We start from the raw sequence: 25,166 nt of genomic DNA on the forward strand, positions 1-25,166 counted from the left end.
ATCAGACCGAATAGTACATGTCATATTCGACCGGATGCGGGGTCATTTCGTAACGCATCACTTCAGCCATTTTCAGCTCGATGAAGGAGTCGATCTGATCGTCGTCAAATACGCCGCCTGCCTTGAGGAAGGAGCGATCCTTGTCGAGGCTCTGGAGCGCTTCACGCAGCGAACCGCAGACAGTCGGGATCTTTTTGAGTTCCTTTGCTGGAAGATCATAAAGATCCTTGTCCATTGGCTGACCAGGATGAATCTTGTTCTTGATGCCATCCAGACCGGCCATCAACATGGCAGCAAACCCGAGATATGGATTTGCTGTTGGATCAGGGAAGCGGATCTCAACGCGCTTCGACTTTGGCGAAGAGCCGAATGGAATACGGCATGAAGCCGAGCGGTTGCGCGCAGAATATGCCAGCAGGACCGGAGCTTCATAACCCGGTACCAGACGCTTGTAGGAGTTGGTCGACGGGTTGGTGAAGGCATTGATTGCCTTGGCGTGTTTGATAATGCCGCCAATGAAGAACAGGCAGTTTTCTGACAGGCCCGCATATTCATTGCCAGCGAATGTCGGCTTGCCATCTTTCCAGATCGACATGTGCACGTGCATGCCCGAGCCATTATCGCCGAAGATCGGCTTTGGCATGAAGGTAGCCGTCTTGCCATAGGCATTGGCAACCTGATGAACGACATACTTGTAAATAAGCATCTTGTCGGCATTGCGTGTCAGGTGATCGAACTTGATGCCGAGCTCGTGTTGAGCAGCTGCCACTTCGTGGTGGTGCTTTTCGACGCGCACGCCCATTTCCGTCAAAACGGTAAGCATTTCCGAGCGCATGTCCTGTGCGCTGTCAATCGGAGGAACCGGGAAGTAGCCGCCCTTGACACGCGGACGGTGACCGAGGTTGCCGGTCTCATAGTCTGTGTCATCGTTTGACGGCAGTTCCGTTGAATCCAGCTTGAAACCTGTATTATAAGGGTCAGCCTTGTACTTCACATCGTCAAAGACGAAGAATTCCGCTTCTGGGCCAACAAAAATTGTATCGCCAACGCCTTCGGCCTTCATATAGGCTTCAGCCTTCTTGGCAGTGCCGCGCGGATCACGATTGTAGGATTCGCCAGAAACCGGATCAAGGATATCACAAAGAATAACCATGGTTGACTGAGCAAAGAACGGATCCATGTGAACCGTTTCGGTATCTGGCATCAGCACCATGTCCGATTCATTGATGGCTTTCCAACCGGCGATGGACGAGCCGTCGAACATAACGCCATCGGCGAACATATCCTCATCAACTTCAGCAACGTCCATTGTCACATGCTGCAGCTTGCCCTTGGGATCTGTGAAGCGAAGATCAAGGAACTTTACGTCGTTGTCTTTGATCTGCTTGAGAATATCATTTGCAGTCGTCATACCAATTTTCCTTATTAAGCACGATGATTGGGTACCGGATTCATCGCCGGCAACAGTTGGATCAGATGGCGTCGATACCGGATTCACCAGTACGAATGCGAACGACTTCCTCGATATTCGAGACGAAGATTTTTCCGTCGCCGATGCGCCCGGTCTGCGCAGCCTTGCGAATTGCCTCTATTGCGGCTTCGACAGATTCATCGCCGAGAACGATTTCCACTTTAACCTTGGGCAAAAAGTCGACGACATATTCCGCGCCACGATACAATTCCGTGTGACCCTTTTGACGGCCAAAGCCCTTGGCTTCGGTGACCGTGATGCCTTGAAGCCCCACTTCCTGCAGTGCTTCTTTCACCTCGTCCAGCTTGAACGGCTTGATGATGGCTTCGATTTTCTTCATCAGAGATCGATCTCCCTATATAACCGGCGGGCCTATGCCCGCTTGCCCATCATAAAAGCATGAAGCGTGCCAATTCCATCGCTTTTGAAGAATATTCTTGAAATGGCAATTTTAATGCCGCTTTGGCAGAGGGAATTTTATTTCCCGTCGATGAATTGAACCATGAATGCACAAATCAGACCGTTGCGCAGCCTAAAAATTAGGCGAATTGCAACATTATTAGGCCGGGCAGGGGCGGCGACTTACTGGATTCGCCTTGTGAGCGCTTGCGCTGCCTGCGGAGCGCGCACTTTGCCTTCGTGGATGAAGTAAACGAACACATCACGAGGATGCTTCTGCGTCTTCTCGTTGGGAGCAGCCAAGGGAAGATCATCCGGCACCCCGCCTTTGGCCCATAATTGCGCTCGCTCAGCCCACTTGTCCAATGCGTCAGTTGAATAAGCCGTTTCAATATTATCATCGCCTTTTTGAAGTCGTGCATAGACAAAATCGGACGTCACATCAGCGATCTCCGGATATTCAAAATGCTCGGCATAGACGATGGCCACGTTCTTCTTGCGTGCCAAGGCAATGAAATCAGGATCGATAAAAGATGGATTGCGCACTTCAACCGCGTGCCGCAAATGCAAGCCCGCTTCCTTTCGGGGAAGGAGGTCGAGAAAAGCGCCGAAATCCTCAATATCAAACTTTTTTGTCGGCGCGAACTGCCAGATAAGCGGTCCTAAACGGTCACCAAGTTCTGCAAGTCCCGATTTGATAAATCGCTCCATGGACTCTCCAGCCTCCGCCAGCACCTTTCGATTGGTGACAAAACGATTTCCTTTAACGGAGAAAATGAAACCATCCGGCACCTGGCCAGCCCATTTGGCGAAGGTCTCCGGTTTTTGCGTGCCGTAATAGGTGCTGTTGATTTCTATCGTCTGGAGATGCTGTCCTGCATAATTAAGCTCCTTGGCCTTTGAAAGACCTTCCGGGTAGAAGGTCCCGCGCCAAGGTTCAAATATCCAGCCGCCGATGCCCGCCCGAATAGTTCCTGCAGTCATAGTTTCCTCCCTGACCGTATCCAGACCAACGCCACGACATCTCTGCAAGCAGCTATTCCGCCGCTGCTTGCACCCTATGTCCCGGACGGCGCCGCAACAGCTCCTTCAGGAATTGACCCGTATAAGAACGCTCAACATCGACAATATCCTCAGGACGACCAACCGCTACGATTTCACCGCCGCCGTCGCCGCCTTCCGGACCAAGATCAATCACCCAATCAGCGGTCTTGATGACTTCGAGATTATGCTCGATCACAACCACCGTGTTGCCTTGATCCACAAGCTCATGCAAAACTTCAAGAAGCTTGGCTACATCATGGAAATGCAAGCCTGTTGTCGGCTCATCAAGAATATAAAGCGTTCTGCCAGTTGCCTTGCGGGACAGTTCCTTGGCGAGTTTGATTCGTTGCGCCTCACCGCCGGAAAGCGTGTTTGCCTGTTGCCCGACATGAATATAACCAAGGCCGACCTTCGCCAATGTTTGCAACTTATCGCGAACGGCAGGAACGGCGGCGAAAAACTCCGCACCCTCTTCAACAGTCATATCGAGCACATCAGCGATTGATTTGCCCTTGAACAGAACTTCCAGCGTTTCGCGATTATAGCGCTTGCCATGGCATACGTCGCACGTGACATAGACATCCGGCAGGAAGTGCATCTCAATCTTGATGACGCCATCGCCCTGACAGGCTTCACAGCGCCCGCCTTTGACGTTGAACGAAAAACGACCCGGCTGATAGCCACGCGCCTTGGCTTCAGGCAAACCCGCAAACCAGTCACGGATTGGAGTAAACGCACCCGTATAAGTTGCCGGATTGGACCGGGGTGTACGTCCGATTGGCGATTGATCGATATCGATGACTTTATCGAGGAATTCCAGACCATCAATATGGTCGTGCTCTGCAGGATGCTCGCGGGAGCCCATGATCCGGCGTGAGGCGGCCTTGAATAATGTCTCGATAAGGAAGGTGGATTTTCCGCCACCCGACACGCCGGTTACAGCGGTGAAGGTGCCAAGCGGAATTTCTGCCGAGACATTTTTCAGATTATTGCCACGCGCGCCGACAACTTTAATCCGTTTCTTATTGACCTTGCGGCGTTCTGCCGGCACGGCCACCTCGATTTCGCCTGACAAATATTTGCCGGTCAAGGATTTCGGGCTGGCCATAATGTCCGCTGGACTGCCTTCGGCGATTATCTGACCACCGTGAATACCGGCGGCCGGACCGATATCGACGACATAATCCGCGGTCAAAATCGCATCCTCGTCGTGCTCAACAACGATAACCGTATTTCCGAGATCCCGCAGATGACGCAAAGTCTTCAGCAACTGCTCATTGTCGCGTTGATGCAGGCCAATGGATGGCTCGTCCAGAACATAGAGAACACCAGTCAGACCGGAACCGATCTGCGATGCAAGGCGGATACGCTGGCTTTCACCACCGGAAAGAGTGCCCGAATTGCGTGAAAGCGCCAGGTAGTCCAGGCCGACATCATTCAGGAAGCGCAGACGCTCGCGAATTTCCTTAAGAATGCGCGCAGCGATTTCTGTCTGTTTCTCATTGAAGCTTTTATCAATATCGCTGAACCAGGCATCCGCATGACGAATGGATTTTTCAGTAATCTGGCCGATATGCAGACCGCCAATTTTTACCGCAAGAGCCTCGGGTTTCAGGCGGTAACCCTTGCAAGCGGGGCAAGGCGTGCCAGACATGAAACGCTCGATCTCTTCGCGCGACCATGCTGAATCCGTCTCTTTCCAGCGGCGTTCCAAATTGGGAATGACACCCTCGAAAGATTTTGTTGTGCGATATGATCGCAAACCATCATCATAGGAGAATGCAATTTCACGGCTGCCAGTGCCGTAAAGTATGGCTTCGCGCGCCTCTTCATTCAAATCACGCCAGCGATCTGCGAGCTTGAAACCGTAGGCTTCGCCCAGCGCCTGCAATGTTTGGCTGTAATAAGGAGAACTCGATTTTGCCCAAGGCGCAATTGCACCATTCTTAAGCGTCAGGGCCTCGTCAGGAATGATCATCGTCGGATCAATCGCCTTTTGAGTACCCAGGCCATCGCAGGTCGGGCAGGCACCGAAGGGATTATTGAACGAGAAAAGGCGCGGTTCAATCTCCGAAATGGTGAAGCCCGAAACAGGACAGGCGAATTTCTCCGAAAACATGATGCGTTCATGTGTTTCGTTCTTGGATTTATTGGCTGATTCACTCGAGGTTTCATCAGCAGGCAGCGGCTTATCCGCAAATTCTGCGACAGCGATACCATCTGCAAGCTTCAGGCAGGTCTCGAGGCTATCGGCAAGACGTGCGGAAATATCAGGTCGGACGACGATGCGGTCAACCACAACGTCGATATCATGCTTGTACTTCTTATCGAGTGCCGGAACATCGGCAATTTCATAAAAAATACCATCGACCTTCACGCGCTGAAAACCGCGTTTCTGCAGATCCGCAAGCTCCTTGCGATACTCCCCCTTACGCCCGCGTACTATGGGCGCAAGGATGAATAGACGGGCGCCTTCCTCGAGCGCCATGACACGATCCACCATTTGGCTGACGGTCTGGCTTTCGATAGGCAAGCCTGTTGCCGGTGAATAAGGGACACCGACACGCGCATAAAGCAGGCGCAAATAGTCGTAAATCTCGGTGACTGTACCCACAGTTGAGCGGGGGTTGCGGCTGGTTGTCTTTTGCTCAATCGAAATTGCCGGAGAAAGACCGTCAATTTGATCCACGTCTGGCTTCTGCATCATCTCCAGAAACTGCCGGGCATAGGCCGACAGGCTTTCGACATAGCGTCTTTGGCCTTCTGCATAGATCGTATCGAAGGCGAGCGAAGACTTGCCCGAACCCGAAAGGCCGGTCATGACAATCAGCTTGTCGCGCGGCAGATCAAGATCGATATTTTTCAAATTATGTTCGCGCGCGCCGCGAATGGAAATGTACTTCTGATCGCTCATGTCGGTTCGCCTTTAAGAGGGCATGCTGTTATGGGGAATTGTTCTTTAAGAGAACAGTTCCCTTTATCTAGTGCTTCATGGATAATTTACGAGGCCGGACTTTATCAACCATCCTGAATCACCATAGCCATGTTGACATTATTAGAGCAAGTGCTAGAACAAAGAAAGAACAAATAATATTGACAGCGGTCTTCGCCATATCCGGATGTATACGGCTGCGAATTGATTGTAAAAGGACGCTTTGAGCTGAGATAGTCGGCTGCATGATCGAAAAATGTCTCCTGACAAATCTGGCAGGAGAGTGATCGCAGCAGACGATGCCGATATGAGGTGTATATTGTGGATAGTGGCAATCAATTGCCCGCCACACCCATGGCTTCTGTATGATAGGCAAAATTTAAAATTGGAATTTGTGGAGTTTGAACATGGCAGGCAGTGTCAACAAGGTCATTTTGGTAGGAAATCTTGGCGCTGATCCAGAAGTCCGGCGGCTCGGTTCAGGTGATCCCGTCGTGAATCTACGCATTGCGACCTCGGAAAGCTGGCGCGACAAGAATAGCGGCGAACGCAAGGAAAAGACCGAGTGGCACAGCGTCGTCATTTTCAATGACAATCTCGCAAAAGTTGCCGAGCAGTACCTTAAGAAGGGTATGAAGGTTTATCTGGAAGGCGCGCTTCAGACCCGTAAATGGCAGGACCAGACGGGCAATGATCGTTATTCCACCGAAGTCGTACTGCAAAAATTCCGGGGTGAACTACAGATGCTGGATTCACGCGGAGAAGGTGCGGGAGCTGGCGGCGGTCGGTCCTTCGAGAGCAATTCCGGGCGCGGACAGATGAGCGACGATCGTGGCGGCTCCGACTTTGGCCGGTCCAATGCAGGCGGATCCTCAAGCTCGAGCGGCGGTAATTTCTCACGCGATCTCGATGATGAAATCCCGTTCTGAGTTGAGTTCAAAAGACCGGACTTGATCGTATTCTCATTATTATGCAGGCATCGGGTAGTCCAAGACTGCCCGATGTTTGTTTTTAGATGAGAAAACAACTTCTCCTAGTTTCCGGAGCGCTTCACCATTGAAATAATGATTTCATAGAGCTCATCTTTTGCCTGAGCAGGAGCGATATCCTCGTTTACTGCAGCATTTGACAAGCCTTCTGCAGCTCCGAGCATTCCCCACAGCCCAGCCGATGAAACACCTTCTGCGCCGGTAAACGCATTTAACAGATGCCTGCACTTTTCTATGAACACGGCCTCGAAGTCGTGCTTTATCTTATCAAGTTCCGGCGAGCCTTTTAATGCGGCAGTGATACCGGGAATTTCGCGTCCCTGTGTAAGAACGCAATCAACATAAGACGAGGCGATCACTTTGGCGACGTCGGTGAGATTGGGTGCGGCACGCTCAAGCGCCGCATCCATTATAACGGTCTGACGCGCATCGAACTCTTTGAAAAGGGCCGCGAGAAGTCCTGGCCTTGTGCCGAAATGGTCATAGACAACGGGCTTTGTAACACCGGACAACTCAGCCAGGCGACCAAGCGTCAAAGCTTCCGTACCTTCGTCACGAATTAATTTCCATGAAACATCCAGTAATTGCCGCTGGCGTGCCTCGCGGGAAAGACGCTGGCGGGGAGATGTTTGAGATGAGGAGTTTTTTGAAACTGAGCTTGACATCACTATATACCAAAAGTAACTTACTAAAAGTATATAAGGTTTCGGACGGTTCCACAATCTCTAATCATGGAGTTATCGACATGCATGCGCTCATTGTTACATCGCATCCAGAATCCAAATCACTGACCAACAGCATTGCATTAAAGATTGGCGAAGGTCTGTCGCAGAGCGGCCCCCATACATTTGAGATTGCAGACCTTGCCGCAGAGGGTTTTGATCCGCGATTTAGCCAGGCAGACATTGCTTCCCACAAACGACGTGCCAAGACGCCGCCAGACGTGGCAGCCGAGCAAGCACGGATAGACCGGGCAGACAGCTTGGTACTCGTATTTCCGGTCTATTGGTGGTCAATGCCGGGCTTGCTCAAGGGCTGGATCGATCGTGTTTTCTCGAATGGTTGGGCATATGACGACAATTTCGAAGGGAAGCTGTCGAAAAAGCTTGGCGATATTCAAATCCATCTCGTCGGGATAGGTGGCGCAGACGCGAGGACTTACGAGAAACATGGCTATGATATCGCTATGGAAAGACAGATCGATCACGGAATTTTCGATTATTGCGGGGCTCGTGTCATATCATCAACACGGCTGCTGGAGGCAGATTCGCGAGACCCGCTTCAACATTTCAATACTGCTCGCAATATTGGTGCGTCCCTTTTCGATAAGCACATGCAGGTCAAGCCAACAGTGGCAGCCTGAAGCGGTTCACTGGGACCAATACATAACGCATTGCTGTCCGGCGTTTGACGCAATTGTCGTGGAAAGGCTGGTCTGTTAGACCAGTCGCGATAGTGCATCGGAGCCCGGTTATGACACAAGTCGAAACACCAGTTGCATCTCGTCATCGCCTCGTGATCGTCGGCGCAGGTTTTGGTGGTCTGGTTACAGTTCAAAACCTTCGCAATGTCGATATCGATGTGACGCTGATTGATCAGCGAAATCACCACCTGTTTCAGCCGCTGCTTTATCAAGTCGCAACCTCAACGCTGGCGACCTCCGAAATTGCCTGGCCGATCCGGCATCTTTTGCGCAAATTCAAGAATGTGAAGACACTGCTGGGAACAGTCGATGGGGTTGATACCGCCTCAAAAACTGTTTCGACGCTCGACGGCGAGGTGATTGCTTATGACACGCTCGTCTTGGCTACTGGTGCGCGGCATGCATATTTTGGTCACGATGACTGGGAACCCTATGCTCCCGGATTGAAGACGCTCGAAGATGCCACGATGATCCGCCGGCGTATTCTCACGGCATTCGAAAAAGCTGAACGCGAACCTGACCCGGCAAAGCGCCAGGAACTTCTGACATTCGTAATCATAGGTGGCGGACCAACCGGCGTGGAAATTGCCGGAACTTTGGCTGACTTGTCACGTGATACATTGAAGGGTGATTTTCGCGTGATTGATCCAGCCACAGCCCGCGTGGTGCTGATCGAAGGCGGTCCGCGTGTTCTCGGCGCATTCAACGAGGATCTTTCTGCCTATGCGCAACGGGCGCTCGAGAAGCTCGGCGTTATCGTGCATGTCGGCAATCCGGTAACCGAATGTCATGCAGACGGCGTCGAATTTGCAGGACATTCCCTGCGCGCAAAAACAATCATTTGGGCAGCAGGCGTTCAGGCGTCGCCAGCCGCCAAATGGTTGAATGCGCAGGCAGACCGGGCAGGGCGCCTTGCCGTTAATCCGGACCTGACCGCACCAGGTCACCCCGAAATTTTTGTCATTGGCGACACCGCAACGGTGGCAAATGGCGATAAGGGCACTGTTCCGGGAATAGCACCTGCGGCTAAGCAACAAGGTGCGCATGTTGCGAAAATCATCAAGGCGCGCCTTGCTGGCGATACTGCGACGAAGCCTTTCCGGTATCGACATTCAGGCGATCTGGCAACGATAGGCAAGCGGGCTGCGGTGACAGATTTCGGATTCATAAAGTTGAAGGGCTACCCCGCATGGTGGTTGTGGGGACTGGCGCACATCTATTTTTTGATAGGCGTGCGCAACCGGCTCGCCGTTGCATTAAGCTGGCTATGGATATCGTTCACCGGCGCACGCAGTGCCCGCCTGATCACTCAGCGGGAAGCTGCGGAAGAAGACAAGCCGCTATAGTGGTTGGCTCGGGCTATTTGATCAGGTCGTAATGAACGTCTTGATGCCATCTGCAACGAACTGCACTGCCAGCGCGGCAAGGATCACGCCCAGCAAGCGTGTCAGGATCGAACGTCCCGTTTCTCCCAAAAAACGATCAACACGTTCCGCAACGAAAAAGACGAGATAAGCCGAGGCAATACATACGAGAATAACGCCAATAAGGGCGATACGCGAAGCTGGAGTGGCCATCGTTCCGGCCAACAGGATCGTTGCCGATATGGCTCCGGGGCCTGCAATAAGTGGTATTGCCAAAGGAAAGGCTGCAATATTTCGAATGTGATCCTTGGTGATTGCGACGGCGGCGCTCTTTTCCTTGCGATCCTGACGTTTTTCGAAAATCATTTCAAAGGCAATCCAGAACAAGAGCAGGCCACCGGCAATGCGGAAAGCTCCGAGCGTTATGCCGAAAAGCGCCAATATTTGCGCGCCTGCAATTGCAAAAACCGTGAGTACAATGAACGCTGTAAGGCTGGCGCGCAACGCAACCTGGCCGCGTTCCTTCCGGTTCATGCCCTGAGTAAGGGCGAGGAAAAGCGGAGCAAGCCCCGGCGGATCAATCGTTACCATGAGGGTAACGAGCGCATTTAGAATTGTGTCATATAATGCCACGATTTTGCTTTTCTTTTCTGATTAATGCCATGCAAGCCCATGGCTGTCCCCGCCTTAACTTACCGGATTTGCTGTTCAGCGTCGATAAAGATGAAAATCCTTATGCAACTTTTTCACTGCATGAGAAACTCCATTTTATGTTCTTGATTTTAAAGGGTTTTCATCTGTGCATTACCGACGTGTTAATTGGCATTTGGTTTGGAAAGCCGCTATAAGATCAAAGATTGATTCTATTCGAAAGATGAGTGCCTCGTGTCTGATTTAACTCCACCTCCTGGCCCAGAAGACGACAAGACCGGACCTGGCTCCGGTATTGAAGCCATTTCCATCATCGAGGAGATGCAGCGTTCCTATCTCGATTATGCAATGAGCGTGATCGTCAGCCGTGCGCTACCTGATGTGCGCGACGGCTTGAAGCCTGTTCATCGCCGTATTCTTCATGCGATGAATGAAATGGGCCTCTCCTGGAACAGGTCTTATCGTAAGTCCGCCGGTGTTGTCGGTGAAGTGATGGGTAAATACCATCCTCATGGCGATGCTTCGATTTATGATGCGCTTGTGCGCATGGCGCAGGATTGGTCGCTGCGCGACCCGCTCGTGGATGGGCAAGGAAACTTCGGTTCCATCGATGGTGATAGCCCGGCTGCGATGCGATATACCGAATGCCGTCTTGAAAAAGTTACGGAGTCTTTGCTCTCCGATATCGACAAAGAAACTGTCGACTTCCAGGACAATTATGATGGCCGCGAGCAAGAGCCAACGGTTCTGCCGGCGCGCTTCCCCAATCTGCTCGTCAATGGCTCCGGCGGTATTGCCGTTGGCATGGCGACAAACATACCCCCGCACAATCTGACTGAAGTCATCAATGGTTGCGTTGCCTTGATCGACAATCCGGCAATCGACCTGCCGGAAATGATGGAATATATCCCCGGTCCAGATTTCCCGACTGGCGGTTTGATCCTCGGCCGCTCCGGTATCATATCGGCCTATAGCACCGGGCGTGGTTCTATCTTGATGCGCGGCAAGGTTGCCATCGAGAGCATGCGCGGCGATCGCGAAGCGATCATCATTACCGAAGTGCCTTTTCAGGTGAACAAGGCGACGATGATCGAGAAGATGGCCGATCTTGTCCGTGAAAAGCGGATTGAAGGCATCTCGGACATCCGGGATGAGTCGGATCGTGACGGCTATCGCGTTGTGGTTGAGTTGAAGCGTGACGCGGTTGCCGATGTCATCGTGAACCAGCTTTACCGCTTTACCCCACTGCAATCCTCGTTTGGTGCCAATATGGTGGCATTGAATGGCGGCAAGCCCGGGCTTTTGAACCTGCTCGATATATTGCGCGCTTTTGTCAGCTTCCGCGAGGAAGTGGTCAGCCGCCGTACTAAATTCCTGCTGCGCAAGGCTCGCGACCGTGCACACGTATTGGTTGGTCTTGCCATTGCTGTGGCGAATATTGACGAAATCATCGCGCTCATCCGGAAAGCTCCAGATCCAGCGACTGCACGCGATCAGTTGATGGAGCGTCGTTGGCCAGCCAATGATGTTGCGCCTTTGATCACATTGATCGCCGATCCTCGTCACAAGTTGAATGATGACAGCACATATAATCTGTCAGAAGAGCAGGCCCGAGCCATTCTTGATCTGCGCTTGCAGAGGCTGACAGCTCTCGGACGCGATGAAATCGCTGATGAATTGAATAAGATCGGTGTTGAAATCGCCGATTATCTTGAAATTCTCGCCTCACGTACCCGCATCATGGGCATCGTCAAGGACGAACTTATCGCCATTCGTGATGAGTTTGGAACGCCCCGTCGCTCTGTGCTGACGGAGGGCGGCGCAGATATGGATGATGAAGACCTTATCGCCCGCGAAGATATGGTGGTTACGGTAAGTCACGCCGGATATATCAAGCGCGTGCCACTCGCCACCTATCGCGCCCAGCGTCGTGGTGGCAAAGGCCGCTCCGGTGTGTCGATGAAGGACGAAGATTTTGTAACACGGCTTTTCGTCGCCAATACGCACACGCCTATGCTGTTCTTCTCGTCACGCGGCATTGTCTATAAGGAAAAGGTCTGGCGCTTGCCAATTGGCACGCCGCAGTCACGCGGCAAGGCTTTGATCAACATGCTGCCGCTCGAACAGGGCGAACGCATTACAACGATCATGCCTCTGCCCGAGGATGAAGCCAGCTGGGCAAATCTCGATGTCATGTTCGCGACGACACGTGGCACGGTTCGTCGCAACAAGTTGTCAGACTTTGTTCAGGTCAATCGCAACGGTAAAATTGCGATGAAGCTGGAAGAAGAAGGCGATGAAATTCTCAGCGTCGATACATGCAACGAGTTTGACGACGTGCTGCTGACAGCCGCTGGCGGACAGTGCATACGCTTCCCGGTAACCGATGTTCGTGTGTTTGTCGGTCGCAACTCCATTGGTGTGCGCGGTATTACCCTCGCACCGGGGGACAAGATCATTTCCATGGCAATTCTTGGCCATGTGGACGCAAGTCCGGCAGAGCGTTCGACTTACCTGAAGCAGGCGGCAGCGGAGCGCCGGGCGCAAGGTGCTGATGATGTTGAGGAAATCGCACTGGTCGGCGAAGAGGCAACTGAACTGACCAGCCTTTCGGCTGAACGCTATGCAGAACTTCGCGATCGTGAACAGACAGTGTTGACGGTCAGTGAGTTTGGATATGGCAAGCGCTCATCATCTTATGAGTTCCGCGTTTCGGGCCGCGGAGGCAAGGGGATTCGCGCCACCGATACGTCAAAGACGGATGAAATTGGTAAGCTGGTAGCTTTGTTCCCGATCGCAGCAGCGGATCAAATCTTGCTGGTTTCCGATCGCGGTCAGCTCATTCGGGTCCCCGTAAACGGCATTCGAATTGCCGGGCGGTCCACAAAGGGCGTCACTATTTTCAATACTGCCGATGGTGAAAAGGTCGTTTCAGTGGAGCGTATTTCTGAAACCGAGTCCGAAGACATTGAGGACGAGGGGACGGTCGGAGAAGAAGTGGTTACACCGACATCAGATCAGGGTGCCAACGAAGAATAATACGCGACAACCTAGTTATCGCGTATGTGATAAACACCAAAGCGGGAGGTTCTTAACGGAGCTTCCCGTTTTTTGTTTTCTTCAACAATCATAATGATAGCGGACACTACCATTGCAATCATCATGGCAATACTCAGAAGAATAAACATTGGTCTTCCCTTCGGAATCATTACAGTTCATTTCATGGTTAACAACGCAGTAACTATGAAATGGTTTCACCATTTGGGTTCACGCATAGTTGAAAGGGGATGAATGCTTACTGATCTGCTTGTTCATTCCCTGTTCAGGGCAATTGGTTCGGGCCATTGAAACCCCTTGGCAAAACCGCTAGTAAGCGCTCATGACGATAGCAATCTATGCCGGATCATTCGATCCCATCACCAATGGCCATATGGATGTCTTGCAAGGATCGCTGAGACTTGCCGACGAAGTGTTCGTTGCCATAGGTATTCATCCGGGCAAGGCACCATTATTTTCGTTTGAAGAGCGAATGGACTTGATTAAACAGGTTGCTCTCGATGTACTGGGCAAGGATGGTGCCAGGATCAAGGTCGTAGCATTCGATGGACTGCTTATTGATGCTGCCCGCAAACACAAGGCTTCGCTGATGGTGCGGGGCCTGCGTGACGGCACTGATCTCGACTACGAAATGCAGATGGCTGGCATGAATGGCAAGATGGCGCCGGAACTGCAAACTGTGTTTCTACCTGCTGATCCATCGGTCCGCACAATTACTGCCACATTGGTTCGCCAGATTGCGTCCATGGGCGGCGACGTCCGGCACTTTGTTCCCGCGCTTGTCGCTGATGCGCTCAAGACTAAATTCAAATCCTGATCTGGAGTCTTTCATGTCCGTATTCCGCACAGCATTGCTTGTTGCTGCCGTTACGTCTCTATCTTTTGCTACTGCAAACTCGAGTTGGGCTGACGATGCCAACACAATGACGATCAAACTCAAGGATGGTGACGTCAAAGTGGAGCTTCTCCCCAACCTCGCGCCAAAACATGTTGAGCAGATCAAGGCGCTCGCCAAAGAGGGCGCTTATAATAATGTCGTGTTCCACCGTGTGATTTCAGGTTTCATGGCCCAAACCGGTGATGTTCAGTATGGCAATACCGAAAAGGGATACAACCAGGCGGCTGCCGGTACTGGCGGTTCAACCCGCCCGGATATTCCAGCGGAATTCTCCAAGGAGCCGTTTGTTCGTGGCGTGGTGGGTATGGCCCGCTCGCAAAATCCAAACTCCGCAAACTCGCAGTTTTTCATCATGTTCACCGAATATCCATCGCTCAACGGCCAGTACACGGTCGTCGGCAAGGTGACGAGCGGCATGGAAGCCGTGGACAAAATCAAGAAGGGTTCTGAGGCGGATAATGGTTCTGTCGATAACCCCGACAAGATGCTCAAGGTCACAGTTGGCCAATAATTACTAACAAGGAGATTGCCTGAAATGGCTTATAAAGACCCAGAAAATACCATCCTGCTGGAAACAACAAAGGGTAATGTTGTTATCGAACTGTATCCAGATCTTGCTCCTGGACATGTCGAGCGCATCAAGGAATTGGCACGCGAAGGCGCTTATGATGGCGTTGTATTCCACCGCGTGATCGACGGTTTCATGGCGCAAACCGGCGATGTCAAATTCGGCAAGCAGGGCGGCAGCTCGTTCAATCCATCGCGTGCCGGTATGGGCGGTTCGGATAAGCCAGACTTGAAGGCCGAATTCTCCAATGCCAATCATGGTCGTGGCGCTTGCTCGATGGCTCGTTCCCAGAACCCGAATTCAGCCAATTCGCAATTCTTCATCTGCTTTGATGATGCTGCTTTCCTCAATCGTCAGTATACGGTTTGGGGTCAGGTCATTGAAGGCATGGACAATGTAGACAAGATCAAGCGCGGCGAGCCAGTGCAGGATCCTGACTCAATCGTTTCCATGCGCGTCGCAGCCGACGCTGAATAAGGCATTGTTTATCTATCATGCGTGTTGATCTTTTCGATTTCGACCTGCCGGAAGACAACATTGCATTGAGACCAGTAGAGCCGCGCGATTCAGCGCGGCTTTTGCTTGTGAAGAATGATGGTTCCGAATTTCAGGACAGCAGCGTGCGCAACCTTGGGGATTTTCTTCGGGAAGGCGATGCTCTGGTATTCAATGATACCAAAGTGATACCCGCTCAACTTGAAGGGTTTCGTGAACGGGAGGGTGTGAAAGCACAAATAAGCGCGACGCTGCATATGCGGGTCGGGCCTGATCGCTGGAAGGCCTTTCTGCGACCGGCAAAGCGCATCAAGCAGGGCGAGCGTATCGATTTCGGACATGGCAATAATGCCTGCCTGCTCGGTTCGTTACAGGCGACTGTCGCCGAAAAAGGTGATGCTGGCGAAGCATTGCTCGTGTTTGATTTCAGTGGCCCTGATCTTGATCAAGCCATTGCCGCGGTGGGGCACATTCCCTTGCCGCCTTATATTGCCTCCAAACGCGCGGAAGATGAGCGGGACCAGGCAGACTACCAGACTGTTTATGCCCGTGAAGAAGGCGCTGTTGCTGCCCCGACTGCCGGACTGCATTTTACCCCGGAGTTGCTGGCGGAACTGAAAACGCGCGGGATTGAAGAACATTTTGTCACTTTGCATGTTGGCGCGGGGACTTTTCTGCCGGTTAAAGCCGATGACACGGCCGATCATAAGATGCATGCAGAGATTGGCACGGTCGATGCGGCAACTGCAGAGGCATTGAATGCCGTAAGAGCGCGGGGCGGGCGTATTGTTGCTGTTGGCACGACATCATTACGCTTGCTTGAAAGTGCGACGGATGTTGACGGAACCATAAAGGCTTGGTCCGGGCCGACCGACATATTCATTACCCCCGGCTATCAGTTTCGTGCAGTGGACATGCTGATGACCAATTTTCACCTGCCGCGCTCGACCCTGTTCATGCTTGTTTCGGCATTCAGCGGGTTTGAACGCATGCATGCCGCTTATGACTATGCGATCAAAAACCGCTATCGCTTCTATTCCTATGGTGACGCAAGCCTGTTATGGCGATCGGCATCATGACAAGCGAAAACTTTGAATTCAAATTGATAGCAACTGACGGCAAAGCCCGGCGTGGTGAAATCACCATGCCGCGCGGTACTGTTCGTACACCTGCCTTCATGCCTGTTGGCACGGCGGGAACTGTCAAAGCCATGTATATGGATCAGGTGCGGGATCTCGGCGCCGATATTATTCTGGGCAATACCTATCATTTAATGCTGCGTCCGGGCGCGGAACGTGTCGCCAAACTCGGCGGGCTTCATGATTTCGCTCGTTGGCCCGGCCCCATTCTCACTGATTCCGGCGGTTTTCAGGTTATGTCGCTGGCGCAACTGCGCAAGCTTGACGAGAAGGGCGTTACCTTCCGGTCACATATAGATGGCCGCGCCTATGAAATGACACCTGAGCGCTCGATTGAAATTCAGGGCCTCTTGGATTCGGATATTCAGATGCAGTTGGATGAGTGCGTTGCGCTGCCTTCCACGCCAAAAGATATTCAACGCGCCATGGAGCTTTCGTTGCGTTGGGCAGAACGATGCAAAATTGCGTTTGGTACTCAGCCGGGAAAGGCAATGTTTGGCATTGTGCAAGGTGGTGACGTACCGGATCTGCGTATTCGCTCGGCGCAAGCTCTCAAATCTATGGACTTGAAGGGCTATGCAGTTGGCGGATTGGCGGTTGGCGAACCGCAGGAAGTCATGCTCGATATGCTGGACGTGACTTGCCCCGAGCTGCCATCAGAAAAGCCCCGCTACCTGATGGGTGTTGGTACGCCTGATGACATTTTGAAGTCGGTCGCGCGCGGTATTGATATGTTCGATTGCGTAATGCCAACCAGGGCAGGGCGGCACGGGCTGGCCTTTACCCGGCGAGGTAAAGTCAATCTGCGCAATGCGCGCCACGCGGATGACCCCCGTCCGCTTGACGAAGAGTCGATGTGCCCGGCAGCACGGGATTATAGCCGCGCCTACCTTCACCATCTCGTCAAATCAGGTGAAGCGCTCGGTGGAATGTTGCTGACATGGAATAATCTTGCCTATTACCAGCAACTCATGCAGGGCGTGCGTAGTGCAATTGAAGCAACACGATTTGATGATTTTGTCGGTGAAACACAGGCTGCTTGGGCGACTGGCGACATTCCTGTTGTTTGATTAATCTGCTGATTGAAAGAGCAGTTTTAAACGATCGATTGTTGCGATCTGCTCATCATGGCTTAAACCCTCCATCTCAAAGAGTTTGAGGCTGCGCATGCCTTCAATGGTCAGAAATGCCATCAGTGCAAGCGTCGGATCGTCTGAATTTTCACGAATACGTTGAAATAGCTGCTTATTATAACGACGAATCGGATCAAGGAATGTCGGGTCATTGGCAATCGCCGCCAGAATGCCCGATGGCTCTTTTTCATTGCAGATAAATTGCGCCCTGAAAACCGCAATACAAGCGAGAATGACGCTATTCCTGCCGTGATTTCTGGCTGCCTCTTCTTTCTTTAATGATTCGTCAAACTCAGCCATATGTTGTTCAACAAGGGCTTCCAGCAGTTTTGCCTTGGTCGGGAAAGTGTAAAGAAGCCCTCCTTTTGAAAGTCCCGCTCTGCGTGCAACCGCATCAAGCGAAAGATTAACCGGCCCGATCTCCATAGTTATTTCGGCTGCTGCCTGGAGAATTTTATCTTTCGTGGAGAGCGTGTCCGCCTTCATTCTAAAACTTTCGTTGTAGTCAACCTGCCAACTGATATTGACAATACCGTCCAGACGGTACAGTACATTACATGTGGCAATCAAGTCCACACCACGTTAATGTCATATGACAGGCTGGCAGAAATTTTGCTGGCCATTGTTTTGTTTCGGAGCGGTTTCCCCCATGATTAAGCGCTACATAGTCCCCGTGATCGTTCTGATCCTGGTCGTATTGCTCGGTGTTGGATTGGTTGGATTCAATCTGTTCCGGGATAAGGCTATCAAAGATTTCTTCGCAACCATGCAGCAGCCAGCCGCTCCCGTATCAACTTATACGGTTGAGCCTGGCGTGTGGACGCCCAATATCGAAGCAATTGGTACAGTTAGCGCCATTCAGGGTGTTGAGCTGGCCGTAGAGGTGGCTGGTATCGTCAAGGATATTCCTTTCAAAGCCAACCAGATGATCGAGAAGGGTGAAGCTCTGTTGCAACTCGATGATGCCATCGAAAAGGCGGATATCGTTGCTGCGAAGGCACAGGATGTTCTGGCTGACCAGACGCTGGAGCGCGCACGTACGCTGAATACACGCGGCGTCGGTGCGGTTTCGAGCGTAGATGAAGCCCAGTCGGCCTCCTTGGCCAAGAAGGCAGAAATCGCCAAGTTGCAGGCCGTACTTGATCAAAAGCTCATCAAAGCTCCATTCAAGGGGACGGTTGGTATTCCTCGTATCGAACTTGGTCAGTATTTGTCGCCAGGCACGGTCGTTGTTTCGTTGCAGGATCTTAACACAATGCGTGTTGATTTTACTGTGCCCGAACAGTCGCTTGCCTCGATCAACATTGATCAACCGATCAAGCTCAATCTGACAGACAATGATGAAAGCTTCGATGGCGTAATTACCGCTATTGAACCACGTATCGACCCATCGACCCGGCTTGTATCTGTACGTGCCAAGGTTGAAAACTCGTCCGGCAAGCTTCGTCCCGGCCAGTTTGCTCAGGTTCGCGTAACGCTTCCCAAGGAAGAGAACGTTGTGACCTTGCCTCAGACAGCGCTCGTTTCCAGCTTGTATGGCGACTATGTGTTTGTTGTTCGTCCTGCTCCAGAAAAGCCAGCTGAAGGCACGGCTCCTGCAGACGCCGCAAAGTCTGACGAAGCAAAACCTGTAGACGCAGCAAAGCCGGCTGAGGGCGAGAAGAAAGAAGAAAAGCTCGTCGTAGCTCAGGTCTTCGTTACGCCCGGCCGTCGCTCTGGATTGGTGGTTGAAGTCACCAAGGGCCTGAAAAAGGGCGATATAGTTGTAACCGCAGGTCAAAACCGCTTGAGCCCCGGCGCTGCGGTGAAGATCGACAACTCCGTTAACCCAGCCAATACAACCGACGCAGGACTGCCAAAGAAATGAATTTTTCCGAGATATTCATTCGCCGTCCAGTCCTCTCGACGGTTGTAGCATTGATGATCATTCTGCTTGGCGCCCAGGGTCTCGTGAACTTGTCCGTTCGCGAATATCCGAAGGTCGAGGAAACGGTTATCACCATTTCAACAGCCTATCCGGGCGCGAGCGCGGATCTGATGCAGGGCTTTATTTCGTCGCCTATCGCAAAAGCGGTAACGACGACTGAAAACATCGACTATGTGACCTCGTCCTCGTCGCCATCGTCCAGTAAAGTTACTGTACAGATGAAGCTTGGCGCTGACCCCGATGCTGCGTTGACCGAAGTTATCTCCAAGGTCAATCAGGTTCGCGGCGATCTGCCAACGGAATCCGATGATCCGATCATCACAAAGGGAACAGGTCAGGACTTCGCGACGATGTATCTCGCCGTGCAGAACCCCAATATGAGCAGTGAGCAGATCACTGAATATCTCGAACGCGTTATTCAACCGCGCATGTCGACGATTCAAGGTGTTGCAGACGCTCAGATTCTTGGTGGTCAGGTATTCTCGATGCGTGTCTGGATCGATCCGATCAAGCTTGCAGCACGCGGGACAACCGCAACGGAAGTTCTGACTGCGATCAATCAGTCAAACTTCCTGTCAGCGCCGGGCAAGGTGAAGAACCTTTATGTCGCTTCACCAATTACCCTGAAGACAACATTGCAGACGCCTGAAGCATTCGGCGCGATGCCGATCAAATCCGAAGGCGACAATATCGTGCGTCTGCGTGACGTTGCGCGCGTGGAATTGGGTGCGGTAAGCAAAGACACAGTTGTGACCTTCAATGGTTCCAGCGGTACATTCCTGGGCATTTTCCCGACACCGGCGGCCAATCCGATTGATATGACCGCCGCTGTTCGAGAAGAACTTCCGTCGATTCAACAGTCGCTTCCGGAAGGCATGACAATCACCATGCTTTATGATGCTACTGAGCAAATCAGCTCGTCCATCGAAGAAGTGTTGAAGACTGTTGTTGAAGCGGTGCTGATCGTTGTCGCGGTTATCTTGCTGTTCCTCGGCTCGTTCCGGTCGGTTATTATTCCGGTCGTAACTATTCCGATCTCGCTTGTCGGTGTGTGCTTTTTCCTTTTCCTGCTTGGCTATTCGATCAATCTTCTATCGCTTCTGGCGATGGTTCTTGCGATCGGGCTGGTGGTGGATGACGCGATTGTCGTTTTGGAGAATATTCATCGCCATATCGAAGAGGGGCTGAAACCAGTCGATGCCGCATTGCGCGGTATGAAGGAAATTACCGGCCCTATCATCGCTATGACTGTAACGCTTGCCGCTGTGTTCGCACCGCTAGGCTTTACGGGTGGTCTTACGGGTTCATTGTTCCGCGAATTCGCGTTTACGCTCGCAGGCTCGGTTATCATCTCCGGTGTGGCCGCTCTGACCGTATCTCCAATGATGTGCGCTCTCCTGCTTCGCGGCGGCAACCATAGCCGGTTCCAGCGGATCGTCGATGGTGCTTTTGGCTGGCTTGAAGGTGCATATGAACGGCGCGTTGCCGGGTCGCTGGGCTTCCGCCCGGTAACATTGTTCATTGTTATCGCACTTGTTGCTTTGACCGGCTTCCTCTTCACCAAGACGTCTTCTGAACTGGCTCCGGAAGAAGATTCCGGCGCTCTGTTCTCAATCGTCAACGCTCCGCAATATGCTACCTCTGCTTATACGAAGCTTTATGCCGATCAGATCGACAATCTGACCAAAGATTTGCCGGAGCTAAAAGCCCGCTTCAATATTCTTGGATTGGGAACGACAAATTCGGCATTTGCGATCTGGGTGTTCAAGGACTGGTCTGATCGTGACAAGTCGCAGAAGCAATTGCAGGAAGAGTTGCAAGGCCGTATTTCGCCTATAGCCGGCGCGGAGGCATTCATCTTCTCACCACCAACGCTTCCGGGTACAGGCGGTGGCTTGCCTATCTCGGTGGTCATTCAGTCAACGGGACCGGCTGACAAGGTCTTTGAAGTTGCCGAAGAGATCAAGAACAAGGCGCAGGCGTCTGGTCAGTTCATTATCGTCCAGAACTCGCTGTCATTCAACGCACCTCAAGTCACGATCACGATCGACCGTGACAGGGCTTCGGCCTTGGGCGTTCCCGTCAGCGAGATAGGTCAGACGCTCGGTTTGCTCGTTGGTGAGCCGAAAGTGTCGAAGTTTGATCGCGACTCCAACAGCTATGATATCTATCCGCAGGTCCCGCAGGATTTCCGGTCCAATCCGGATAAACTGGGACAGTACTTCGTCAGGAGTGCATCGGGAACAATGGTTCCTCTGTCTGCGGTTGTGAAAATCAGCGAGAATGCATCGCCAGCGGCTATCGAGCAGTTCAACCAGCTCAATTCCGCGACCATCTCGGCATTGCCACTGCCTGGCGTGACGACCGGTCAGGGCCTGCAAACGGTTATCGACACTGCACGTCCATTGATGCCGGATGGGTTCTTCATGGATTATTCAGGCCAGTCTCGTCTTGAAATCGAACAGGGAAGCACAATCCTGATCGCATTTGCTTTGGCTGTGGTGGTTATCTATCTCGTGCTTGCGGCGCAGTTCGAAAGCTTCCGTGATCCGTTCATCATCATGATGTCGGTTCCCCTGTCGATCTTTGGTGCTATCGTACCGCTGAATCTCGGGCTGGGCACTCTGAACATCTATACGCAGGTTGGACTGATCACGCTCGTCGGGCTGATTACCAAGCATGGTATTTTGATGGTGGAGTTTGCCAATCAGCAACGTGAGCTTCATGGAATTTCGCGACATGACGCGATTATTCTGGCGGCAAAGACACGTCTTCGCCCGATCCTGATGACAACTGCAGCTATGGCCTTGGGCGTTATCCCATTGATCACGGCAACAGGCGCAGGTGCAGCCGCTCGTTACTCTATCGGTCTGGTGATCTTCTCCGGTATTTTGGTCGGAACGATCTTCACACTGTTTGTGGTGCCGATGTTCTACACCTTCATTTCCAGAAAGGATTTGAAGTCAGAGGCCGCCGACCCTGAGCCCACTGCGGCGGGCCACTACGGCAGAGTAAACCAATAAACAAAAAGGCCTCCGGACCAGATCGATCCGGAGGCCTTTTTTACGGTACAGTAATCAGGCGCGTTTAACGGCGCGGATGATTACAAGCAGGATAATCGCGCCAATTGCTGCAGCGATAATCTGTCCGATTATGCCCGCACCCAACGAGATGCCGAGCCTTGGAAACAAGAACCCTGCAATAAAAGCGCCGATCACGCCGACGACAAGGTCGCCGACGAGGCCAAAGCCACCGCCGCGAACCAGCATGCTGGCCAGCCAGCCAGCAATCAGTCCAACCAGTAGAAATACGAGAAGACCTTCTCCGCCCATATCAAGTTCTCCAATAACCGGTTTCACCACGATGGTTCGCAGGCCTGGATTCCTCAATCCATAATCGGCAAGAGAATCATCAAGACGAAGTTTACGCTGAGCCCGTGCTTTTGGATAACGAAACTTGATCGAGCCAAAACCGCTGCTTAGTCAACAGTTCCAACGACAGCTACACAATCACCCGGTTTGACCAAGCCTGGGAAGTGTCGAGCCGCAAGAACGCCGGTTAACCTAGCCCTTATTTCCGCGGGAGCAGCACCAGTGCGGCCAATCGGATAGATTTGAGCAATCAATTGCCCTTCCTGAACTGCTTCGCCAAGATCGACCATGGTTTCAATGAGGCCTGCATCCTCGGCAAATGAGAAGCAGTTTCCAGATGGCATGTCGAGCCAACGGGTCTCACGATGTTCAATTGCGCCGTGCAAAATGCCCGCATGCCGAAGAACATTTGCTGCGCCGCGCTTTGCTATCGCCACCGTTTCGGCGCGAGCCGTACCGCCACCACCAAGTTCAGTGGTGACAAACACCTTGCCCATTTCTTCCACGGTCGTGTCATACATTCCGACGGCATCGATCTCCAACATCCGCATGGACCATGGGGCGGAAAATGCTTTGACCGCATCAAAGCCTTTGGCCTCCTGGACCTTGTCAGGCAGAATATGAGCCGCAGCGAAAGGCACGAAATCAAGCGTCTTGCCGCCTGAATGGAAATCCAGGACCACATCCGCACGCGGGAGCAATTCCCGAGTGAAGTAGTCGGCGATCTTCTGCGTTACCGTGCCATCTGGCTTCCCGGGATAGCTTCGGTTCATATTGCCTTTATCGATGGGCGATGTCCGCGTGCCAGCCTGAAATGCCGGATAGTTCATCGCGGGCACAATGATGACGGTGCCATTGATGGTATTGATGTCGAGTGTCCGGGCAAGATCGAACAGGGCTATCGGACCTTCATACTCGTCGCCGTGATTGCCGCCCGTTAGAAGTGCCGTCGGTCCATCTCCATTACGCAGAACCGCTATAGGGATCATTACAGATCCCCACGCAGAGTCGTCGCGGCTATAAGGCAATCTCAAGAAACCATGCTGTACACCCTGCTTGTCGAGATCAATGGTGGGCGTGACAGGTGACGGCCGAAGTGTCTGTAACTGCATCGTAGCCTCAGTTTTTGACGATAAGCTTGCGCGGGAAGTTGGCGAGACATTCAACGCCGGTATCGGTGATCAAAATGCTCTCGGTGATCTCAAGCCCCATCGTCTCCAGCCAAAGTCCGGTCATGAAGTGAAATGTCATACCCGGTTCAAGCACCGTCTTATCGCCGGGACGCAGGCTCATGGTGCGTTCGCCCCAATCCGGTGGATAGGAAATCCCGATTGGATAGCCGGTACGATTGTCTTTCACGATGCCGTATTTCTTCAAGACACCAAAGAAGCCGTTGGCAATGTCTTCGCATGTATTACCGGGTTTCGCTGCCGCAAGACCTGCCTCCATACCTTCAAGCGTGGCTTTTTCCGCATCCAGGAACTCCTGTGTCGGCTTGCCGAGAAACACTGTGCGGGAAAGTGGTACGTGATAACGGTTGTAGCAACCTGCAATCTCAAAGAATGTCCCTTCGCCAAGCTTCATTGGCTTGTCATCCCAGGTGAGGTGGGGTGCGGAAGCATCCGCACCGGAAGGAAGCAAAGGCACGATGGCGGGATAGTCGCCGCCAAACTCTGGCGTTCCACGAATTCCAGCATCGTAAATCTCTGCCACCAGATCGCATTTACGCATTCCGGGCTCGATCTTATCGACGATACGTTGATGCATCAGTTCGACAATACGCCCAGCCTTGCGCATATAATCAATTTCGGTGGGACTTTTGACTGCGCGCTGCCAGTTCACCAAAGCCGTCCCATCAACAAAGCGGGCTTTGGGCAGATGTTTTTGCAACGAGCCATAGGCGGCGGCGGAAAACCAGTAATTATCCATCTCGACGCCGATAGTGAGCTTGTCCCAACCGCGCTCCTCAATAATTTGCGACAGGAAGTCCATGGGATGGCGTTCTGTTGACTGAACGTAGTGGTCCGCATAACCAATGATGTTGTCATTGTTCAGATAGGCTGTGCGTTTGGCGCCATTCGCATCCTGCCCGCGACCATACCAGACAGGCTCTCCTTCTGGCGGCACAAGGACAGCCTGATGAACGTAAAACGACCAGCCATCATATCCGGTAAGCCACGCCATATTGGATGGATCGCTGCAGATCAAAAGATCGATTCCGCGTGCCTGCATTGCAGCGCGTGTCTTCTTCAATCGATCGGCAAACTCCTGCCTCGTAAACTTCAGGTTAGGTCCGGTCATTTCT

Annotated in this window: 21 protein-coding genes; 11 read left to right on the forward strand and 10 right to left on the reverse strand. The window is 52.4% G+C overall.

Annotated features, from left to right (window positions below; all coding sequences use genetic code 11):
- Position 1 precedes the first annotated feature (1 nt).
- The 4 genes from glnA to uvrA form a co-directional block, all read right to left on the reverse strand.
- Positions 2-1,411, reverse strand: coding sequence for a type I glutamate--ammonia ligase (glnA, locus tag AC6CHM_RS02755; RefSeq protein WP_115053154.1), 1,410 nt, complete (start codon positions 1,409-1,411; stop codon positions 2-4).
- Between the two features lie 61 nt (positions 1,412-1,472).
- Complete coding sequence (locus AC6CHM_RS02760; protein WP_008123000.1) at positions 1,473-1,811, reverse strand: P-II family nitrogen regulator; 339 nt, start codon at positions 1,809-1,811, stop codon at positions 1,473-1,475.
- A 242-nt stretch (positions 1,812-2,053) separates the two neighbouring features.
- The gene (locus tag AC6CHM_RS02765) at positions 2,054-2,854 is read right to left on the reverse strand and encodes a DUF72 domain-containing protein (RefSeq protein WP_337354973.1); all 801 of its coding nucleotides are present in this window, start codon (positions 2,852-2,854) and stop codon (positions 2,054-2,056) included.
- A 52-nt stretch (positions 2,855-2,906) separates the two neighbouring features.
- Positions 2,907-5,828, reverse strand: a complete 2,922-nt coding sequence (gene uvrA / locus AC6CHM_RS02770) for an excinuclease ABC subunit UvrA (RefSeq protein WP_115053152.1) — start codon at positions 5,826-5,828, stop codon at positions 2,907-2,909.
- Positions 5,829-6,253: 425 nt separating this feature from the next.
- Here uvrA and AC6CHM_RS02775 point away from each other — a divergent pair, with 425 nt between their 5' ends.
- Positions 6,254-6,775 carry a single-stranded DNA-binding protein gene (locus AC6CHM_RS02775; protein WP_115053151.1) on the forward strand — a complete coding sequence of 174 codons (522 nt, stop codon included), beginning with the start codon at positions 6,254-6,256 and terminating at the stop codon, positions 6,773-6,775.
- Between the two features lie 104 nt (positions 6,776-6,879).
- Here AC6CHM_RS02775 and AC6CHM_RS02780 read toward each other — a convergent pair whose 3' ends face one another.
- Entirely contained in the window at positions 6,880-7,500 is a 621-nt protein-coding gene (locus AC6CHM_RS02780) for a TetR/AcrR family transcriptional regulator (protein ID WP_115053150.1), read from the reverse strand.
- Positions 7,501-7,580: 80 nt separating this feature from the next.
- Between AC6CHM_RS02780 and AC6CHM_RS02785 the strand changes: the two genes are divergently transcribed.
- Both AC6CHM_RS02785 and AC6CHM_RS02790 read left to right on the forward strand, forming a co-directional pair.
- Positions 7,581-8,198, forward strand: a complete 618-nt coding sequence (locus tag AC6CHM_RS02785) for an NAD(P)H-dependent oxidoreductase (protein ID WP_498171903.1) — start codon at positions 7,581-7,583, stop codon at positions 8,196-8,198.
- A 110-nt stretch (positions 8,199-8,308) separates the two neighbouring features.
- On the forward strand, positions 8,309-9,604 hold the full coding sequence (locus AC6CHM_RS02790; RefSeq protein ID WP_354343622.1) for an NAD(P)/FAD-dependent oxidoreductase: 1,296 nt from the start codon (positions 8,309-8,311) through the stop codon (positions 9,602-9,604).
- A 21-nt stretch (positions 9,605-9,625) separates the two neighbouring features.
- Here AC6CHM_RS02790 and AC6CHM_RS02795 read toward each other — a convergent pair whose 3' ends face one another.
- The gene (locus AC6CHM_RS02795) at positions 9,626-10,255 is read right to left on the reverse strand and encodes a MarC family protein (protein WP_115053147.1); all 630 of its coding nucleotides are present in this window, start codon (positions 10,253-10,255) and stop codon (positions 9,626-9,628) included.
- 339 nt (positions 10,256-10,594) lie between these two features.
- On the opposite strand from AC6CHM_RS02795, the gene gyrA reads away from it, so the two are divergent.
- The 6 genes from gyrA to tgt all read left to right on the forward strand — a co-directional run bounded on the left by gyrA (position 10,595) and on the right by tgt (position 17,500).
- On the forward strand, positions 10,595-13,312 hold the full coding sequence (gene gyrA, locus AC6CHM_RS02800; protein ID WP_370878866.1) for a DNA gyrase subunit A: 2,718 nt from the start codon (positions 10,595-10,597) through the stop codon (positions 13,310-13,312).
- Between the two features lie 340 nt (positions 13,313-13,652).
- A complete protein-coding gene (coaD, locus tag AC6CHM_RS02805; RefSeq protein WP_115053144.1) occupies positions 13,653-14,147 on the forward strand; it encodes a pantetheine-phosphate adenylyltransferase in 495 nt (164 codons plus the stop codon).
- Between the two features lie 13 nt (positions 14,148-14,160).
- Complete coding sequence (locus tag AC6CHM_RS02810) at positions 14,161-14,739, forward strand: peptidylprolyl isomerase (RefSeq protein ID WP_498171905.1); 579 nt, start codon at positions 14,161-14,163, stop codon at positions 14,737-14,739.
- 24 nt (positions 14,740-14,763) lie between these two features.
- Entirely contained in the window at positions 14,764-15,273 is a 510-nt protein-coding gene (locus AC6CHM_RS02815) for a peptidylprolyl isomerase (RefSeq protein ID WP_115053142.1), read from the forward strand.
- 17 nt (positions 15,274-15,290) lie between these two features.
- Positions 15,291-16,370, forward strand: coding sequence for a tRNA preQ1(34) S-adenosylmethionine ribosyltransferase-isomerase QueA (queA, locus tag AC6CHM_RS02820; protein WP_498171907.1), 1,080 nt, complete (start codon positions 15,291-15,293; stop codon positions 16,368-16,370).
- Positions 16,367-17,500 carry a tRNA guanosine(34) transglycosylase Tgt gene (tgt, locus tag AC6CHM_RS02825; RefSeq protein ID WP_498171909.1) on the forward strand — a complete coding sequence of 378 codons (1,134 nt, stop codon included), beginning with the start codon at positions 16,367-16,369 and terminating at the stop codon, positions 17,498-17,500. Before queA ends, tgt begins: the two co-directional genes overlap by 4 nt.
- On the opposite strand, the gene AC6CHM_RS02830 is transcribed toward tgt, so the two are convergent.
- Entirely contained in the window at positions 17,501-18,139 is a 639-nt protein-coding gene (locus AC6CHM_RS02830) for a TetR/AcrR family transcriptional regulator (protein WP_307284839.1), read from the reverse strand.
- 73 nt (positions 18,140-18,212) lie between these two features.
- Here AC6CHM_RS02830 and AC6CHM_RS02835 point away from each other — a divergent pair, with 73 nt between their 5' ends.
- A complete protein-coding gene (locus AC6CHM_RS02835) occupies positions 18,213-19,430 on the forward strand; it encodes an efflux RND transporter periplasmic adaptor subunit (RefSeq protein WP_354343631.1) in 1,218 nt (405 codons plus the stop codon).
- Positions 19,427-22,513 (forward strand): efflux RND transporter permease subunit, encoded by a 3,087-nt coding sequence (locus AC6CHM_RS02840; protein WP_307284843.1) that lies wholly within the window; start codon positions 19,427-19,429, stop codon positions 22,511-22,513. The genes AC6CHM_RS02835 and AC6CHM_RS02840 overlap by 4 nt, the downstream gene beginning before the upstream one ends.
- Positions 22,514-22,567: 54 nt before the next feature.
- Here AC6CHM_RS02840 and AC6CHM_RS02845 read toward each other — a convergent pair whose 3' ends face one another.
- The 3 genes from AC6CHM_RS02845 to doeA all read right to left on the reverse strand — a co-directional run bounded on the left by AC6CHM_RS02845 (position 22,568) and on the right by doeA (position 25,162).
- On the reverse strand, positions 22,568-22,822 hold the full coding sequence (locus AC6CHM_RS02845; RefSeq protein WP_008123031.1) for a GlsB/YeaQ/YmgE family stress response membrane protein: 255 nt from the start codon (positions 22,820-22,822) through the stop codon (positions 22,568-22,570).
- A gap of 146 nt (positions 22,823-22,968) precedes the next feature.
- Positions 22,969-23,973: a N(2)-acetyl-L-2,4-diaminobutanoate deacetylase DoeB gene (gene doeB, locus AC6CHM_RS02850; protein ID WP_498171910.1), complete on the reverse strand. Its 1,005-nt coding sequence runs from the start codon at positions 23,971-23,973 to the stop codon at positions 22,969-22,971.
- Between the two features lie 7 nt (positions 23,974-23,980).
- On the reverse strand, positions 23,981-25,162 hold the full coding sequence (gene doeA, locus AC6CHM_RS02855; protein ID WP_115053314.1) for an ectoine hydrolase DoeA: 1,182 nt from the start codon (positions 25,160-25,162) through the stop codon (positions 23,981-23,983).
- Positions 25,163-25,166 lie beyond the last annotated feature (4 nt).

The sequence above is a fragment of the Phyllobacterium sp. GQ127 genome (assembly GCF_059758635.1).

Bases quoted from the DNA above. Each gene is read 5' to 3' on its own strand.
- glnA (WP_115053154.1), bottom strand. From the start codon at position 1,411: ATGACGACTGCAAATGATATTCTCAAGCAGATCAAAGACAACGACGTA.
- doeB (WP_498171910.1), bottom strand. From the start codon at position 23,973: ATGCAGTTACAGACACTTCGGCCGTCACCTGTCACGCCCACCATTGAT.
- AC6CHM_RS02840 (WP_307284843.1), top strand. From the start codon at position 19,427: ATGAATTTTTCCGAGATATTCATTCGCCGTCCAGTCCTCTCGACGGTT.
- AC6CHM_RS02835 (WP_354343631.1), top strand. From the start codon at position 18,213: ATGATTAAGCGCTACATAGTCCCCGTGATCGTTCTGATCCTGGTCGTA.
- uvrA (WP_115053152.1), bottom strand. From the start codon at position 5,828: ATGAGCGATCAGAAGTACATTTCCATTCGCGGCGCGCGCGAACATAAT.
- AC6CHM_RS02810 (WP_498171905.1), top strand. From the start codon at position 14,161: ATGTCCGTATTCCGCACAGCATTGCTTGTTGCTGCCGTTACGTCTCTA.
- AC6CHM_RS02765 (WP_337354973.1), bottom strand. From the start codon at position 2,854: ATGACTGCAGGAACTATTCGGGCGGGCATCGGCGGCTGGATATTTGAA.
- tgt (WP_498171909.1), top strand. From the start codon at position 16,367: ATGACAAGCGAAAACTTTGAATTCAAATTGATAGCAACTGACGGCAAA.
- AC6CHM_RS02785 (WP_498171903.1), top strand. From the start codon at position 7,581: ATGCATGCGCTCATTGTTACATCGCATCCAGAATCCAAATCACTGACC.
- AC6CHM_RS02815 (WP_115053142.1), top strand. From the start codon at position 14,764: ATGGCTTATAAAGACCCAGAAAATACCATCCTGCTGGAAACAACAAAG.
- AC6CHM_RS02790 (WP_354343622.1), top strand. From the start codon at position 8,309: ATGACACAAGTCGAAACACCAGTTGCATCTCGTCATCGCCTCGTGATC.
- AC6CHM_RS02845 (WP_008123031.1), bottom strand. From the start codon at position 22,822: ATGGGCGGAGAAGGTCTTCTCGTATTTCTACTGGTTGGACTGATTGCT.
- AC6CHM_RS02780 (WP_115053150.1), bottom strand. From the start codon at position 7,500: ATGTCAAGCTCAGTTTCAAAAAACTCCTCATCTCAAACATCTCCCCGC.
- AC6CHM_RS02775 (WP_115053151.1), top strand. From the start codon at position 6,254: ATGGCAGGCAGTGTCAACAAGGTCATTTTGGTAGGAAATCTTGGCGCT.
- gyrA (WP_370878866.1), top strand. From the start codon at position 10,595: ATGCAGCGTTCCTATCTCGATTATGCAATGAGCGTGATCGTCAGCCGT.
- coaD (WP_115053144.1), top strand. From the start codon at position 13,653: ATGACGATAGCAATCTATGCCGGATCATTCGATCCCATCACCAATGGC.
- doeA (WP_115053314.1), bottom strand. From the start codon at position 25,162: ATGACCGGACCTAACCTGAAGTTTACGAGGCAGGAGTTTGCCGATCGA.
- AC6CHM_RS02760 (WP_008123000.1), bottom strand. From the start codon at position 1,811: ATGAAGAAAATCGAAGCCATCATCAAGCCGTTCAAGCTGGACGAGGTG.
- queA (WP_498171907.1), top strand. From the start codon at position 15,291: ATGCGTGTTGATCTTTTCGATTTCGACCTGCCGGAAGACAACATTGCA.